The organism is Chryseobacterium sp. WLY505 (genome assembly GCF_030846215.1).
Taxonomy (GTDB): Bacteria; Bacteroidota; Bacteroidia; order Flavobacteriales; family Weeksellaceae; genus Chryseobacterium.
Genome location: NZ_JAVCWI010000014.1, coordinates 81,580 through 97,575, shown reverse-complemented (window position 1 = coordinate 97,575; position 15,996 = coordinate 81,580). Strand labels below are relative to the sequence as shown.

Below are 15,996 nucleotides of genomic sequence, written 5' to 3'. Positions count from 1 at the left end.
ATTAAAAACCTGACATATTATATTTTTTGTGAAAAAAGATTGGAAAGATTGTTAAGTCAAGGGTCAATTTTTGCTTCGCAAAGTCAATCGTCAATTATTATTAACGCTAGGGTTCGCAAGGGTTATTACTATACAGAATTTATCCGTTCGCAAAGGCACTTCGTTCAGCTAAGACTTAGTGTATACATTGCTGAGTGAAACGCCTCTGCGATCTAAAAAAATTAGACATCATAAAAAACTTTGCGAACGCTGCGTTTAATAATATGCGAACTTATATTAAAATTTACAAGCGCAGCGAATTCACCATTGACATTTATTTATCATAATTCTTCATGATGTACTCAAAGTAATGAATCATTTTCAGGTAGTTTTCAATACTAAGATATTCATTGGTGCTGTGAATACTCTGCTGCTCGGCACTGTTGATCTTAATCGGCATGAACCTGTAGACGTTTTTACTTACAATTTCATATTTACCGGCATCGGTTCCAGCCATAGTAAGATATGGTGTGACAATAGCTCCGGGATGAATTTCTTTCACTCCGGCTTCTATCATTTTAAAAGCTTTTGTGTTGGTTGGAGAAATAGCAGAAGCTTCTCTTGTATTGTCAATTTCTTCTACCTCAACGTCAAAACCTTCAGTCGCTTTCGCAATATGATCTCTTACATCTTTCACTGAATTTCCTGGAAGTAATCTGAAATTAACCACAAATTCCACTTCGGGAGAAAGGACATTGGTTCCATCACTTCCTTTCATCATCGTTAAAGCTGTGGTGGTTCTCACCAAAGCATTGGTTGTATTATTTTTGGTAAGCTGGGAAATCAGTAACGGTTTTAAAAGCCATTGATTCGCCAATGCCATTCTTGTGGTGAAAGGCATTTCACCTCCGATATTAGCAAAAAACTCTTTGATTAAAGGGGTAATAACAGGCTTCATCTGATCATCTTCCAGACGCTGCATGATGACAGCAGCTTTCCCGATAGCGCTTTCCATAGGAGGCATAGAAGAATGTCCACCCAGTCCTTTTACTTTTATTTTTGCGGAAAGAAAACCTTTTTCAGCACATCCTACTACAGCAACATCTGTATCAATTCCCGCCACATTTCCCTTTCGCATAATCAATCCTCCTTCGTCATAAACGGCATCGAACTTCAGTCCTTTTTTCTTAAAATAATCGGCAATCTGAATCGCTCCTTTTTGTCCGCCCACTTCTTCATCGAAACCAAAAGCCAGATAAATATCACGCTGTGGAATCTGTTTGTTTTTAATCATAGAATTCATGGATTCCATCAAGGAAAACAGCATTCCCTTCATATCTATGGCACCTCTTCCATAAATTCTTCCGTTGGCAACAGCTCCTGAAAAAGGGGCAAAATCCCAATCTTCAGCTACTTTTGAAACTGGTTCTGATGGTTTATCATCCGGACGGAATATATTTTCTTCGTTATTTTTAATATCAGCATCTCCCGGAGGAACAACATCCATATGAGAAAGGAATAAAATAGGCTCCAGTGAAGAATTGCTTCCTTTAAGTCTGAACACCAGTCCATATTGGTTGACCTCAACATTTTCTGTGTTCTGATAGACTAAAGGATAAGATGTTTTTAAATAGGTTTTGAACTGTTCAAACGGGGCGTAATCAAATTCACCCAAACTTCCTGTAGAAACGGTAGGCACTTTTATTCCTCCTGAAAGTCTCATGACTGCAGAATCATTTTTTATGGGTTTCCAGCCTTCACCTGCCCCGATCGTATTTTTCTTAAACGGATAGGTGTAGGTTTTGATCAATACGACAGCAGCCAGAATGGCAACGATTCCCAAAAGGATTAAAAGAAATTTTTTCATAGCGGATAGTTTGTGAGGTGATTTTATTCTATAAATATAACAAAGTATTTTATGCCCAACAATTTAAAGTCTGGCTTTTTCAATCGGTAAATCCATTGAATACGCCCTTTACAGTTTTAAATTCATAAAAAGCAAATAATCATGTCCCTTTAACAAAGACAGGATCGTCATTGGAATAAAGAAAAAAGTATGAAGAATATTCTGCACATTATCTCCAGCGCAAGAGAAGATCTGTCTTACAGCAAAGGACTTAGTTCAGCTATTGTTGAAAAAATTTCACAACAAAATAATATCCGTCAGATTACGGTACGGGATCTGGTGAAGGATATGCCACCACTAGCGAATGAAATTGATTGGATGAAGCTTTGGAATTAAAAGAACGCTTTTTTTAATGCAAGGGCGCAAAGGGTTTTAATCATGATGCTTTTTTAAGGCGCAAGAATATTTCGACTTTGCTCAATGTGAGATTTTCAGCAAGAAATGATGATGAAATTCTGACGCCTTTGCGATTTACTAACTATGAAATAAACAATCTTAGTTTAATTCAGAATTTCGTTCATTTCGGTTAAAATGATTGGTTTTCCATCTGTGATTACGATGGTATGTTCGTGCTGTGCCATATAACCGCCTTTATTGCCTACCATGGTCCAGCCGTCTTTTAATTCTACAGCAATATTGGAATCGGTGGAAATAAATGTTTCAATAGCCACGACAGAGCTTTTCTTGAAACGTCTGGAATCATAACGATTTCTGTAGTTCAGCAATTCGTCAGGCTGTTCGTGTAAGCTTCTCCCTACTCCATGGCCTGCAAGATTCTTAATAACTTTAAGACCTCTTTTCTTTGCTTCTGTTTCCATTAAATGTCCTATGTCTGCTATTTTGACACCGCCTTTGATATTGTCGATAGCTTTTCTTAAAATATCTTTGGAAGCCTCCACCAATTTTTGATGCCCATGAATATCTTCACCAATCACGAAGGAACCTCCGTTATCTGCCCAATATCCATCCAATTCTGCAGAAACATCAATATTGATCAGATCGCCTTCTTTCAAAACCCTTTGATCTGTTGGAATCCCGTGACAGAATTCATTGTCCACACTGATACACGTCCAGCCTGGAAATCCATAGGTCAGATAAGGTGCTGATTTTGCTCCAAAACCTTCCAGTATTTTGGCTCCATATTCGTCCAGCTCTTTGGTGGTCATGCCGGGTTCGGCGTAATCCATCATCTTCTTCAGCGTATAGGCAACAGCTTCACTTACTTTTTGCATTCCAAGCATCTGATCTTCGTTGGTGATTGACATATTTTTTGATTATTGTTGATAACTACAAAGTTAGGAAATTAAAATATGCAGACATGTACAGTTTTAAATCAAATCTATTTATTGGAAAATAAGGTTACTACCCCCTTCACCAACCCCCTCTACCCCCTTGGGTAAGGAAGTATACCCAGTTCCACAAGGGGCTATAGGTACTTCGTAAGAGCCTGACACCATTTTGACAAGGGGTTAGAGGGACTTATACAACTGGCTAGAGGCCGTTGGTTAAGGGGCTGAAGGCAGTTCTGAACCGGCGATAGACACTTGATGAAGTGGATGGAGAGGCTTACTATAGTGGTTAGAGTTAATTTCTAAGTGTCTAGAGGTTGTTTATAAAGTCATTCATGGTATTTTGATAAGGATGTACAATGGCTTTTTAAAACAAAACCACTGGTTTTTTATTTTATTCACCGACACGAGCGAGACGCTCGCGCCAGCGGGGGTTCACAGGATTAAAATATCTCATTTCATATCCAAACAGCTTTCCGTTAAGATGGGAAGGATCATTGATTTTGGTCAGCCAGCCCCTGATATTGTAGGTATAATTAATATTCTGAAGAGGTTGTGCAAGAGTTGTTCCGCCCAGTTTTTTGTTTTTCAGCTGTGACAGTTCATTATACTCGTTCTGTACCAGAATTTCTTCAGGATTGGTATCCACCTGGTGTTTATGCACCAATAACCTGTTTTGTTGGTCATAGGTGAAAGTCTGGGTGATTACTTTTTCAGGATCAGAGGCCAGCCTTTTGTGATACGCTTTGCTCTGTCTGGTGACTCCGGCAAAATCAATATCCAGTTCTGTTCTGGTATATCCTCCGAGGTGATTTTGAGCGTATGATCCTATGGTTCTTCCTTTTTCATCATAATAATTAAAGGTTTTTGTCAAGGCATTATATTACAATGCAAAAATATGTACTCACAACGTCAAAACATGTCGCATAAAAATAAAAAAGGGCCAACTCAAAAGAATTGACCCTTCCAAAAAACATTAACTGTTTATTGATAGAATTATGATGTTTTATTTCCAGCCGCCACCTAAACTTTTATAGATGTCGACTACAGTACTGAGCTGTTTTTGTTTTGCCTCGATAAGTTCCATTTTGGCATCCAAAGCATCTCTCTGATTCAAAAGAACTTCAAGATAATCTGCTCTTGAATTACGGAACAACTGATTGGCAATATCAATAGACTGATCCAGGGCTTTGGTTTCCTGTGACTTTAATTGATAATACTGGTCAATATTTTTAACCTTTGACATTAGATTGGCAACGTCCAGATAAGCATTCAAAATCGTTTTGTCATATTCGTACAATGCCTGAACCTGTTTTGCATCTGCTGTCTGGAAATTAGCTTTTATTGCACTTTTGTTAATAAGTGGTCCAGCAAGTTCACCTACAAGATTGTAAGCTATTGATTCCGGTAGTTTAACAAGATATGAAGGTTTAAAAGCCTCCAGCCCTAATGTTGCAGAAATTTCCAATGAAGGATAAAACTCTTTTCTTGCCGCTTCCACATCTAGTTTTGAAGCTTTCAATTCCAGCTCGGCCTGCTTGATATCAGGACGGTTTGCTAATAACTGAGATGGAATTCCTGTATAAACCGTCGGAGGAATGGTAGACATAAAGTTTTCCTTTGTTCTCACAATTGGTTGTGGATATCTTCCCAGCAGAGCATTGATTTCGTTTTCCTTCTCCGTGATCTGCTGACGGATTGTATATTCTGCAGCTTTGGATTTCGCCAGTTCTGCTTCAAATTTTTTCACAGCCAGCTCCGTTGCAGCAGCAGCTTCTTTCTGAATTTTGGAAATTTCCAATGCTCTTTGCTGAAGCTTGATATATTGTTGTATAATATCCAATTGATTATCAAGTGCCAATAACTCATAATAATTATCTGCAACTTCTTCAATAAGATTAGATAAAACGAAGTTCTTCCCTTCCACCGTAGAAAGATAATGAGCTACTGCAGATTCTTTCTCAGTTCTCAGTTTTTTCCAGATATCAATCTCCCAGCTTGCATTTAATCCAGCTTCAAAATTCCCAAGCGGATCCGGCATTTCTTTTCCCGGTTCAATTTGTGTCGTAGCATCACCTGCTCCTTCACTGGTATAGCGTCCTGCTTTTTTCAATCCTGCTCCTATTCCCGCAGACACCGTCGGGGTTAATCTTCCTTTTTTAGCTAAAACACCACTTTTAGCAATTTCAATCTCCTGCAGCGTGATCAGAAGTTCCTGATTATTTTTTAAAGCCGTTTCAATAAGGGTTACCAGATTTGGATCAGTAAAAAACTGCCTCCATGGTGTTGTTCCGCTATTGTTGTTAGCATCCTGCTGTTCTTCCTGATTAAAGTTCTGAGGAATATTTTCTTTTACCTCATCTTTTATAACAGTCGCCATCGGTGCCTTACAGCTTGCAAGTACAAGCGATAAGGCAATGGCTGTGATTATATTTTTAGTCTTCGAATTTTCCATCATGTTCATAAGGTTCAGTTTGTTCTGTTAAAGGATTTTCTTCTTCATATCTGGCCAATCGTGACTTATCGGCAATGGTTCCGAAGATATAATACAGTCCGGGGATAATCATCAATCCGAAAATGGTCCCGATTAACATTCCTCCCGCTGCTGCAGTACCAATGGTTCTGTTACCGACCGCTCCCGGTCCTGTTGCAATCACCAGAGGAATTAATCCTGCAATGAAGGCAAATGAGGTCATCAAAATCGGACGGAAACGAATGGCCGCTCCTTCAATAGCGGCTTTTGCCACAGGGATTCCTTCTTCTGCCTTTTTCTGTACGGCAAATTCTACTATCAATACGGCATTTTTACCCAGAAGTCCAATCAGCATGACCATGGCCACCTGTGCATAGATATTGTTTTCCAATCCTAATAATTTTAAGCATAAAAATGCTCCGAAAATACCTACCGGAAGGGATAAAATAACCGGTAGCGGAAGGATGAAACTTTCATACTGTGCGGAAAGAATCAGGTAAACAAATCCTAAACATACCAGGAAGATAAATATGGCTTCATTACCACGGCTTACTTCATCTTTAGAGATCCCCGCCCAGTCGATACCAAAACCTCTTGGAAGTGTTTTATCCGCAACTTCCTGAATCGCCTGAATCGCCTGTCCGCTACTATATCCAGGTGCCGGAGTTCCACTTACCTCTGCAGAGTTATACATATTGTGTCTTGTAATCTCCGATAATCCGTATACTTTTTCCAATCTCATGAAGTCTGAGTACGGAACCATCTGATCTTTATCGTTTTTAACGTACAGTTTCAGGAGGTCAGTTGGTAAGGCACGATATTGAGGACCAGCCTGAACAATTACCTTATATGGTCTGTCAAAACGGATGAAACTCGTTTCATAGTTGGAACCAATTAATGTGGAGAGGTTATCCATCGCTTTTTCAATGGTGACTCCTTTTTGCTCTGCAAGATCATTATCTATCCTAAGCATATATTGTGGGAAACTCGCAGAATAGAATGTAAATGCTGATCCCAATTCCGGACGCTTCTTAAGCTCCTTCACAAAGTCATTACTTACCTGTTCCATTTTATGATAGTCTCCACTTCCCGCTTTATCCAGCAAACGAAGTTCAAAACCTCCTGCTGCTCCATATCCCGGAACGGAAGGTGGCTGGAAGAATTCTATATTAGCTCCAGGAATATTTTTGGCTTTTTCTTCCAGTTTTTCTATGATTTCAGCGGCAGATTCTTTACGTTCTTCCCAGCTTTTAAGGTTGATCAGACAGGTTCCGGAGTTGGATCCGGTACCTTCCGTCAAAATCTCATAACCTGCAAGAGAAGAAACGGATTGTACTCCATCAATATCTTCAGATTCTCTCAAAAGTTCTCTGGCAATCTGGTTTGTTCTTTCCAATGTAGATCCCGGAGGGGTTTGAATAATCGCATAAATCATCCCCTGATCTTCAGCCGGGATAAATCCTGAAGGTAAAGAGTTACTCAGGAAGAATGTACAGGCACAAAATGCTAATAATAGAGGCAATGTTATTGTCTTTTTCGTTACCGTTTTATTCAGCATTTTCTCATATCTACCAGCTCCTTTTGTGAACAGGTTGTTGAATTTATCAAGGAAAAGAGTAACCGGAGTTTTCTTTTTAGCCTTTCCATGATTATTTCTTAAGATCAAAGCACATAATGCCGGCGTCAAAGTAAGTGCCACTACTCCGGATAAAATAATGGATGAAGCCATTGTAATAGAGAACTGACGGTAGAATACCCCAACCGGTCCGGACATAAATGCAATCGGAATGAATACCGATGCCATTACCAGCGTAATGGCAATAATTGCTCCACTGATCTCATGCATTGCTTCTTCGGTAGCCTTTAATGGAGAAAGGTGTTTTTCTTCCATCTTGGCGTGAACAGCTTCAATAACTACAATCGCGTCATCTACTACAACCCCGATCGCCATTACTAAAGCAAAGAGGGAAATCATATTCAGGGTAATTCCGAAAGCAGACATTACCGCAAATGTTCCTACCAATGAAACCGGAACGGCTAATGCCGGAATCAATGTTGAGCGCCAGTCTCCAAGGAATAGGAATACTACGATAGCAACCAGGACAAAAGCTTCGAACAAAGTGTGGATTACTTTTTCCATGGATGCATCCAGGAATCTTGAAACGTCATAACTGATGTCGTAATGCATTCCTTTAGGGAAGTTATTTTTTTCAAGATCTTTCATCAATGCTTTCACATTTTTGATAACGTCACTTGCATTGGACCCATAGGATTGTTTTACCGTGATTGCCGCTGAAGGCTTTCCGTTCAATGTAGAATAAATATCATACATGGAACTTCCAAACTCTATATCGGCAACATCTTTCAGTCTTACAGATTCTCCGTTCGGTTTTGCTTTTAAAATAATGTTTCCGTAATCTTTTTCATTATTGAAACGACCTGGATATTTTAATACATACTCGAAAGACTGAGAGCGTTTTCCGGAACTTTCACCTGTTTTTCCAGGGGAAGCTTCCAAACTCTGCTCATTCAGAGATTCCATTACTTCATCTGCTGAAATATTGTAGGCTGTTAATCTATCTGGTTTAAGCCAGATACGCATCGCATATTCACGGGTTCCGAGGATATCGGCAAAACCTACACCACTTACCCTTCTCAATTCAGACATTACGTTGATATCTGCATAGTTGAAAAGGAATTTCTGGTCAGCTTTAGGATCGTCACTGTACAGGTTAATGTACATCAACATATTGGGTTCTTCACGGGTGATCTTTACCCCTTCACGCACTACCAGAGGTGGAAGTTTATTGACCACTGAAGATACACGGTTCTGCACATTTACTGCAGCTACATTGGGATCCGTTCCCAGATCAAATACAATCTGAATGGAAGCTTCCCCGTCATTTCCGGCATCTGAGGTCATATATTTCATACCGGGAACACCATTTAATCCTCTTTCTAAGGGGATTACTACGGATTTAATCAACAATTCGTTGTTAGCTCCGGGATATTCTGCGGTGATATTTACTTTAGGCGGAGAGATGGATGGGAACTGGGTCACCGGAAGTTTTACCAATGACAGTATTCCCATAAATACAATAATCAATGAGATTACTATAGACAGAACTGGTCTGCGAATGAATTTCTTAAACATACTGTTTCGTTTTAGAGAACCACTACTCTGCTTTTAATTTCAGTGATTGAAGAACTTTCTTAGGATCCTGGAATTTTGTTTTCACTTTTTGATCATCCTTTACTTTCTGAACTCCTTCCAGAAGAATCTGATCTCCTTTTGAAATTCCTGATCCTACTACATACAAATCCTGAAGTTCATAGGCTACTTTGATATTTCTGGACTTTGCTACCCCATTTTTATCAATTACAAATACATATTTCTGATCCTGAATTTCATAGGTAGCTTTCTGTGGAATGATCAATGCATTATGAACAGGCATTGACATCTGTACTTTTCCGGTTTCTCCATTTCTCAGGAGTTTGTCCGGATTAGGGAATTTCGCACGGAAAGCAATATTTCCTGTTTCGTTATCGAATTCTCCTTCAATCGTCTGAATTTCTCCTTTTTGTGTATATGTTTCTCCGTTGGCTGTAATCAGAGAAACCTGATTGCTTCCTCTGTCTGAAGCATGAGTCTGATAGCTCAAATATTCAGGTTCTGAAACGTTGAAATAGGTATAGATACTTGTATTGTCTGATAACGAAGTCAACAAATCGCCTTCATCTACAAGACTCCCTAATTTCAGTGGAATTCTATTGATAATCCCTGAAAATGGCGCTTTGATATCAGTAAAAGAAAGGTGGATCTGGGCCAGTTTCATTTCTGCATTGGCAGCATCCAGTTTTGCTTTTGCCATGGCTCTTTCATTTTTAGAAACGATGTTGTTTCCTGCCAGTGTACTTGCATTTTTCAGTTCAATAGAAGCCTGTTCTACTTCTGCTTTTGCTTTTAATAATTCTGCCTGATACAGTTTAGGCATGATGCGGAACAATGTTTGTCCGGCCTGTACGTACTGTCCTTCATCTACAAAGATTTTTTCCAGGAAACCCTTTTCCTGAGCTCTCACTTCAATGTTTTTTACAGATTGAATCTGGGCTACGTATTCTTTGTTGATTACGGTATCCATTACCACAGGGGACGTCACCGGATAGACGGTAACTTCTTCTTTTTCTTCTTTTTTCGTATTGCAGCCAACCGCCAACAGAAGGGCACTCAGCGCAATTCCCGAAGCAACTCTTTTTATCATAATTCTAGAGTTTATATAATCGTTAATGTTTTGATAGAAATAAAAAACGGTAATAAAAGAGGTACGGTGTGATGATTACCGGCATACACAACGCAAGGTATTTCCCACCTGTCATCAGGCAGAAAATAAACAGAACGGATAAATTTTAGATTCTAATGGAGCGGATAAGAATAAATCTTTTGGTTGCCAAACCAAGAACAAAGCCATGAATATCCGGCTTGGATCGTTTATAGCTTTTTAATCCAAAAATATAGACTAAAGAGAAAACTCCTGCAAAAACAATAACAGCCTGCCATACATCAGACAGCTGGAAATCATTTTCGGTAAGTTCTAAAGTGGAATTGTCTACATTATCGGCCATTTGCTGAACAGAGAGTTTTTCGAAAGTCTGATTCAGGCGGTTGGCTCTTTTTGGCATATGATGAGAAACGTGACCGTTATAGTCGTTTCGGAGCGTTTTAACGTCAAGTCTGCTTTCTACTACAAAGAGCAGAAAAAGACCGGTTAAAAAATATACTACGAAGTTTCTCATTTTGAAGTTGCAAATGTACACCCAGATTATGATATTACCATCATGGATTAACAAAATTTAACTCTTCTTTAAAATACCTGAATATACAAAAGTGATAAATATTAATTTTTTCTTTTATTCAAGCGTCATTTAGGTAATTTTGACATCTCATCTGTGCAAGTTTCAATTTTCAAATATCAAGCCATTTTTTTTGATTTAAGGAAATTTTAATTTTAAAGTTGTTGCTTTTTTGAACATTCAAGAGCCTTGATATTCTATTTTTAAAATTTACCCTAGTGAACCTAAACTTTATCATGAATGAGAATTATTAACATTAACTTATTGTTACTCTCTTATTTTTGAATTATTTTTGCCGAAAATTAACACAACAAATGAAAAATGAAAAAAAACAAGATTATTCTTCTGAAAACAAGTTCGTTAAAAACCCTGCATCAACAACGTCTATTCTAAATTTCCCACAATAATTATTACCTTTTGTTTCGTGAATTCTGTTTCAAAAAACAGTGAGTTAAATTGTACAAAACTTTAATTTTCTGTTAGTTTATGAAAAATTAACACATATTTATTAAAAATATTTGTAAATTTATATAGCATTAATATCATAATTCATGAAACACTTTAAAATCACTTATCACTATGAAAAAATTATTAGTACCAATCCTTTTCGGATTGACCCTTATTTCCCTAACAGCATGTAAACATCCCGGAAAAGAGGCTGAAACCATTACTGCTGTTGTTCCAGAAAATACAGATGACATTTCAAAAAATGTGTATGTTGACAGCTATGGAGAAAAAATAGAAGTAACGATCAACAATACCAAAAATACAGCGATTATACATTTAAACGGCAAAACTTTTGACCTAAAAAAAAGTGATGCTTTACCTGAATATACAGCCTCTAATGAAGAATATCAATATTCTGATATTAAGGGCAATATCACTTTCCTGAAAAAGAATGTAGATATGGTTCTGTTCCACCTTAAACAGGCAAAAAAAGAGTCTGGTCCTGCAAAAATGGCATCGTATTAGCATATGGATTAGCAATTCAAATTAAAAAAATAAACATTATGAAAAGTTTATATTATTATTTTTCGGCACTTGTTATCGCAACCTTTTTAGTTGTTTCTTGTAAAACACAGAACGCTCAGAAAGCAACTACGGACATTACAGGAAAAACATGGAAACTTACAGAGCTTAACGGGAAGCCGATTGAACTGAAGAATCCTAAAAACAATCCTTATTTCAAACTTGAAATGGATGGTATGAGATATCAGGGACATGCAGGATGTAATGGTTTGGGAGGAACTTTTGAGATCAAACCTGAAATAATGAGAATTAAATTCAATCAGGGGATGTCTACGATGATGGCTTGCGAGGATCTTGATATTGAAAATCAATTTACCAAAGCAATTCTTGCAGCAGACAATTACTCTGTAAACGGAAATACACTTACTTTAAACAAAGCAAGAATGGCTCCTTTAGCTAAATTTGTTCTTCAGTAATTGAATCTCACTTACATAAAATGAAAAACGCTTCATCATGATGAAGCGTTTTTTTATTTTAATATTGCTATTTTTTTTTGTTGTACATGATGTAACAGATCAGAAGGCTGATATTTACCAGAACTGCAAATGCATTTGATAGAATAATAGGAAGTTCATCTTTTGCAAAGCCATACCATACCCATAAAGAGAGCCCCGAAATCAGGACCAGCAGCATAAGTAAAGAAATATCTTCTACATTCTTTTCTCTGATTACCTTTATAAGTTGCGGAATCATTGAAACGGAGGTAAGAACACCGGCAATGATACCTAATATATTTTCATTCATAAATTTTCACCTTGAATATATTTACTAATATACACTATTGAAATCTTTTCCATGAAACTTCTTCATGCAATGGAATATCATCTTCCATAAAACGGAACAGATCTCTTGAAAAATAACACCCATTAAGAATCCCACGGGCTCCAAGTCCATTAAAGACATAGAGATTACTGAACGTATCATGTCTTCCGATGATAGGCCTTCTGTCTTTTACGGTTGGGCGGAATCCAAAATGGACTTCCTCCACTTCAAAATCATAGGGATAAAATTCTGAAAGCCCTTTCACCAGTTGTTCAACGGCTGATTCATCGATATGATGATGAAGCTGCTCTCTGTCGTAGGTCCCTCCATAAAAATACAGTCCGTTTCCGGTTGGGAATAAAAAATGTTTCTTTTTAATGGTTATATTCTCCGGAATCGGTTGTGAAAGTTTCACTTTTATATGGTGACCTTTGTTCGGGTTTACTGCAATCTCTGAAAAGTACGGATTATCTTTCACCCCCATCCCTTCGCAGAAAATCAAATTTTTGAAAGTAAAATCTTTATATACCGATTCAGATGGATTCAATTTTGAATAATCGAACTTTTCTTTAACCAGATGATCATTTTTTTCAAAATAATCGAATAGACTACTGAAAAATCCATTAACATTAAGTCTTGCAGATTGATTCACCTTTCCGCTAAGAAAATCGTTTTTTACCACATTTAAACGATCGAAATTCTGATCAAGAAAATGCGACAATTCTTCATTTGCTGATTTTCTCAACCATAAATTCTGTTCATTTTCATCATGGAAAATTCTGTGAATGGGAGCATTGATCAAATAATTTTCTCCGGTATATGATTCTATTTCTTTAAGACTGTCTTTAAGAAAATCTATTTGTTCCTGTGCTTTCCAGAATGTGGTAAATTTCTTCAGGACAACAGGATTGATAATTCCTGCTGAAACCTGGGAGGCACTTTGCCTTCCTTCCGTAAAGATGACAAAGGACTTGTTATTTTTAATGAGCTGATGAGCCAAGAAAAGCCCCGCGTATCCGTCTCCTACAATAATATAATCTACATTTTTCATAATAAAAAAAACCTGAGTAAAAATACTCAGGTTTTCTATAAATATCAAGCGAAATTTAGTAATTCCACATATCATTTTCCATGTCAAGAATCTGTGCCTTGATTCTGTCACTTTCTTCCAGCTGCTCATCAGCATTTTTAGGAATATAGTCCTTAATAGTACCATCTCCTAAACCGTTTGAAGATTTATAAATAATAGAAGAGAATCTTCTTGCATTGATAACATCATCGAAAGATAAGTCAGCAGAAGAATTTTTTCTATTGAAAACATAATTGTTTGCTAAGATATCACGAGCACTTGGGTAATAAATCCAGAACAGATCAATCAATTCATCAGCACCTGCCAAAGGCTGGCCATCAGGACCGATTCTTCCTACCGATGTCGGATCCGGACCCATAGCAGCGATACCAAGAGGTCTGTACTTCATCTGACCGTCTCTTTTATCGATAAACCACATTCCCATTACCTTAAGAACTTTTACTTTATCTGTAGTGGTTCTGATGATATCTGTCAATCTTTTCTTTTCGTCCTCTGTAAGTGTTCTTCCAGAGTTAAGGATATCAATAGCTTCTTCGTCAAGTCTAACACTTTCCAATCTTTTCTGAATAGCCTCAGGTGAAAGTCTTGTCACAAAGTTTTCGTCGTCATAAACTTCCTTGATATCCCCTTTAAGGGCACCATCAAGTAATAACTGATATAATGATCTTGTAGAACTTGAAAGAAGACCATCCGGATTATCATAATAAAACGGCTGGTTGATCTTATCATTCATATCAATGATTTCCCAAACAAACATACTTTTGTAAATATCCTTGTCATCAACGAAACCATATTCAAGAGGCTTTACTTTATTGCTGATAACAGTATCCCCTGCTTTTCTCATTGATTCAGCTCTCATTTGTCTGAATTCTTCAGGAGAAGCAGCATTCAGAATAGTCTGGGAAAAAGCAAATCCCGAAACTAAAACTAAAAGGGTGCTAATATATTTTTTCATAATATGATTTTACAAATTAACCTTATTGAACATTAATAATTACAGGCGAAATTTCCTTAAGTCTCTGGTTCCCCAATCCTGTAGCCGTAGCCTGAATATCATAGATCTGAACTACATCACCAGGTCTAAGGTTTCTAAGCATTCCTTCTGCTCCTGATAATGAGCTACCTTGAATCAGAGTACCTGCTTTTCCTGGAAGCTTAATAATAAAGCTATTAACAGTGAACGAAACAGGGAAATCAAAGTCTGGTAAAGTAGCAGAAACAATCTGGTTAGGTATAGAACCTGCCGGCATAAAGTTTACAGCTTTACCTCTGATCTGACCTTGTGGTCTAGGGATATTCTTAATTCTATATTCAAATACCTGAGAAACTGTTTTACCATAAGGATCTGTTCCTGATAATGTTAACTTCACTACATTTCCGGTAGTAGGAGTCACATCCCATTTACCTGGACCTTTTCCTTTCACGGTAGCGCCTGCAGCAGATAATGAAAGCTTAGAATTGTCAGCACCTAAGATTGATCCTGAAACAGGATTCTCAAGTCCTCTATACATAACGTTCATTTTATCAGCAGAAAGCAATAATCCTTTTTCAAGTTTTACTTCTCTTGGTCCAGCGATTACATTATAAGTATGTGTCCAAGGGAAAGACTGTGGTTTCCCGGAAGCATCCGTCAATGTAATAGTACCTCCTAATTTATGTTCACCAATTCCAGAACCTGAAATTTGCATAATACCTTTACCGTTCTCTACTTTACTTACACCAGAGATACTGATCTTGTTACTTGTAGAGTAAGTACCTAACATTACTTTTACTTCAGCCTGTTTTCCTGCCTGGATATCTACCGGACCTGAAACTATAGGCTCATAGCTTGAAAATTTGATGCTTGCATCTACTTTCTCTTGCAACAACATTGCCAATGCATCAGACTGTACGTTTCTGGCATCATTTTGGATAATCTCTAAATTGGAGATTGCACCAATCAAAGGCTGATGATAGAATTTATTCTGAAACCAGGTCTTTTCATTTGGAGATTTTCCTTTTGGATATTCAGCGATAAGAGACGCATTAGCTCTATTCACCAAATCCTGCAATTGATGATTTTGTCCGAAAGTAGTATTGATATAATTTCTTATAGCATCAATCTTAGCTTTTAACTCATCAGCGCCTTTTGAAGGAGTATTTTCATCTCCATCTTTAAAGAAATATTGTGTAGCCCCTTCATTGTTATTAAGTGAAGAAAAATTCTCGCTAACATCGATAGGCTTGCCAGTTGCCGGATCATTTTCCATAAACTCAGCCTCTTTCTTCAATTTTTCTTTGATTTGTTCTGCATGAGTAACCAAATCATCGATTTTTACCTTCAACACCTTATATTGCTCCCAAGGCTGTGCATAAGTATCGGGTACCTGTTGTGCTTTAGCCTCTAATGTTTTTTCAAATATCTCACTGTTTTTAGTTTCAGTAAGCATACGTGTTGCTTTTAAAGAAACTGTAGAGTCATAATATGATCTGATGATTTCTGCATCAATATTTAGGGCCATCATCGCGATGAACACCAAATACATCAGGTTGATCATCTTCTGACGAGGGGTCTGTTTTCCTTGTGCCATTCTCTTTTCTTTGTTTTTTGATTAAGTAGTTAAATTTAGAAATGGTT

Annotated in this window: 14 protein-coding genes; 3 read left to right on the top strand and 11 right to left on the bottom strand. The window is 37.5% G+C overall.

Going from position 1 to position 15,996, the window contains the following annotated elements; all coding sequences use genetic code 11:
* Nucleotides 1-313: 313 nt before the first annotated feature.
* On the bottom strand, nucleotides 314-1,846 hold the full coding sequence (locus RAH34_RS20635) for a M20/M25/M40 family metallo-hydrolase (protein WP_306597367.1): 1,533 nt from the start codon (nucleotides 1,844-1,846) through the stop codon (nucleotides 314-316).
* 189 nt (nucleotides 1,847-2,035) lie between these two features.
* On the opposite strand from RAH34_RS20635, the gene RAH34_RS20630 reads away from it, so the two are divergent.
* Entirely contained in the window at nucleotides 2,036-2,221 is a 186-nt protein-coding gene (locus RAH34_RS20630) for an NAD(P)H-dependent oxidoreductase (protein WP_306597366.1), read from the top strand.
* A gap of 164 nt (nucleotides 2,222-2,385) precedes the next feature.
* Here the strand turns inward: RAH34_RS20630 and map are convergent, their stop codons facing one another.
* From map to RAH34_RS20600, 6 genes are all read right to left on the bottom strand, one after another.
* Nucleotides 2,386-3,150: a type I methionyl aminopeptidase gene (map, locus tag RAH34_RS20625; protein ID WP_306597365.1), complete on the bottom strand. Its 765-nt coding sequence runs from the start codon at nucleotides 3,148-3,150 to the stop codon at nucleotides 2,386-2,388.
* Between the two features lie 418 nt (nucleotides 3,151-3,568).
* A complete protein-coding gene (locus RAH34_RS20620; RefSeq protein ID WP_306597364.1) occupies nucleotides 3,569-4,048 on the bottom strand; it encodes a hypothetical protein in 480 nt (159 codons plus the stop codon).
* Nucleotides 4,049-4,180: 132 nt separating this feature from the next.
* Complete coding sequence (locus RAH34_RS20615) at nucleotides 4,181-5,638, bottom strand: TolC family protein (protein WP_114820730.1); 1,458 nt, start codon at nucleotides 5,636-5,638, stop codon at nucleotides 4,181-4,183.
* Nucleotides 5,610-8,801 carry an efflux RND transporter permease subunit gene (locus tag RAH34_RS20610; RefSeq protein WP_306597363.1) on the bottom strand — a complete coding sequence of 1,064 codons (3,192 nt, stop codon included), beginning with the start codon at nucleotides 8,799-8,801 and terminating at the stop codon, nucleotides 5,610-5,612. The genes RAH34_RS20615 and RAH34_RS20610 overlap by 29 nt, the downstream gene beginning before the upstream one ends.
* A gap of 22 nt (nucleotides 8,802-8,823) precedes the next feature.
* Nucleotides 8,824-9,906, bottom strand: a complete 1,083-nt coding sequence (locus RAH34_RS20605) for an efflux RND transporter periplasmic adaptor subunit (protein WP_373427996.1) — start codon at nucleotides 9,904-9,906, stop codon at nucleotides 8,824-8,826.
* Between the two features lie 148 nt (nucleotides 9,907-10,054).
* The gene (locus RAH34_RS20600; RefSeq protein WP_114820728.1) at nucleotides 10,055-10,441 is read right to left on the bottom strand and encodes a hypothetical protein; all 387 of its coding nucleotides are present in this window, start codon (nucleotides 10,439-10,441) and stop codon (nucleotides 10,055-10,057) included.
* Nucleotides 10,442-11,077: 636 nt separating this feature from the next.
* Between RAH34_RS20600 and RAH34_RS20595 the strand changes: the two genes are divergently transcribed.
* Both RAH34_RS20595 and RAH34_RS20590 read left to right on the top strand, forming a co-directional pair.
* On the top strand, nucleotides 11,078-11,470 hold the full coding sequence (locus tag RAH34_RS20595) for a multicopper oxidase domain-containing protein (RefSeq protein WP_114820727.1): 393 nt from the start codon (nucleotides 11,078-11,080) through the stop codon (nucleotides 11,468-11,470).
* A 38-nt stretch (nucleotides 11,471-11,508) separates the two neighbouring features.
* On the top strand, nucleotides 11,509-11,943 hold the full coding sequence (locus RAH34_RS20590; protein ID WP_114820726.1) for an META domain-containing protein: 435 nt from the start codon (nucleotides 11,509-11,511) through the stop codon (nucleotides 11,941-11,943).
* A 67-nt stretch (nucleotides 11,944-12,010) separates the two neighbouring features.
* Here RAH34_RS20590 and RAH34_RS20585 read toward each other — a convergent pair whose 3' ends face one another.
* Genes RAH34_RS20585 through RAH34_RS20570 form a run of 4 tightly spaced genes read right to left on the bottom strand, consistent with a single transcriptional unit; the run spans nucleotide 12,011 to nucleotide 15,949 of the window.
* Nucleotides 12,011-12,271, bottom strand: coding sequence for a SemiSWEET transporter (locus tag RAH34_RS20585; RefSeq protein ID WP_306597361.1), 261 nt, complete (start codon nucleotides 12,269-12,271; stop codon nucleotides 12,011-12,013).
* A gap of 34 nt (nucleotides 12,272-12,305) precedes the next feature.
* Nucleotides 12,306-13,340 carry an FAD-binding oxidoreductase gene (locus tag RAH34_RS20580; RefSeq protein ID WP_114820724.1) on the bottom strand — a complete coding sequence of 345 codons (1,035 nt, stop codon included), beginning with the start codon at nucleotides 13,338-13,340 and terminating at the stop codon, nucleotides 12,306-12,308.
* Between the two features lie 55 nt (nucleotides 13,341-13,395).
* Complete coding sequence (gene gldN / locus RAH34_RS20575) at nucleotides 13,396-14,334, bottom strand: gliding motility protein GldN (RefSeq protein ID WP_034693716.1); 939 nt, start codon at nucleotides 14,332-14,334, stop codon at nucleotides 13,396-13,398.
* 22 nt (nucleotides 14,335-14,356) lie between these two features.
* Nucleotides 14,357-15,949 carry a GldM family protein gene (locus RAH34_RS20570; protein WP_306597360.1) on the bottom strand — a complete coding sequence of 531 codons (1,593 nt, stop codon included), beginning with the start codon at nucleotides 15,947-15,949 and terminating at the stop codon, nucleotides 14,357-14,359.
* Nucleotides 15,950-15,996 lie beyond the last annotated feature (47 nt).

What these genes read in the sequence shown, in the direction of transcription:
- RAH34_RS20635 (WP_306597367.1), bottom strand. Translation starts at nt 1,846, where the DNA reads ATGAAAAAATTTCTTTTAATCCTTTTGGGAATCGTTGCCATTCTGGCT.
- RAH34_RS20630 (WP_306597366.1), top strand. Translation starts at nt 2,036, where the DNA reads ATGAAGAATATTCTGCACATTATCTCCAGCGCAAGAGAAGATCTGTCT.
- map (WP_306597365.1), bottom strand. Translation starts at nt 3,150, where the DNA reads ATGTCAATCACCAACGAAGATCAGATGCTTGGAATGCAAAAAGTAAGT.
- RAH34_RS20615 (WP_114820730.1), bottom strand. Translation starts at nt 5,638, where the DNA reads ATGAACATGATGGAAAATTCGAAGACTAAAAATATAATCACAGCCATT.
- RAH34_RS20610 (WP_306597363.1), bottom strand. Translation starts at nt 8,801, where the DNA reads ATGTTTAAGAAATTCATTCGCAGACCAGTTCTGTCTATAGTAATCTCA.
- RAH34_RS20600 (WP_114820728.1), bottom strand. Translation starts at nt 10,441, where the DNA reads ATGAGAAACTTCGTAGTATATTTTTTAACCGGTCTTTTTCTGCTCTTT.
- RAH34_RS20595 (WP_114820727.1), top strand. Translation starts at nt 11,078, where the DNA reads ATGAAAAAATTATTAGTACCAATCCTTTTCGGATTGACCCTTATTTCC.
- RAH34_RS20590 (WP_114820726.1), top strand. Translation starts at nt 11,509, where the DNA reads ATGAAAAGTTTATATTATTATTTTTCGGCACTTGTTATCGCAACCTTT.
- RAH34_RS20585 (WP_306597361.1), bottom strand. Translation starts at nt 12,271, where the DNA reads ATGAATGAAAATATATTAGGTATCATTGCCGGTGTTCTTACCTCCGTT.
- RAH34_RS20580 (WP_114820724.1), bottom strand. Translation starts at nt 13,340, where the DNA reads ATGAAAAATGTAGATTATATTATTGTAGGAGACGGATACGCGGGGCTT.
- gldN (WP_034693716.1), bottom strand. Translation starts at nt 14,334, where the DNA reads ATGAAAAAATATATTAGCACCCTTTTAGTTTTAGTTTCGGGATTTGCT.
- RAH34_RS20570 (WP_306597360.1), bottom strand. Translation starts at nt 15,949, where the DNA reads ATGGCACAAGGAAAACAGACCCCTCGTCAGAAGATGATCAACCTGATG.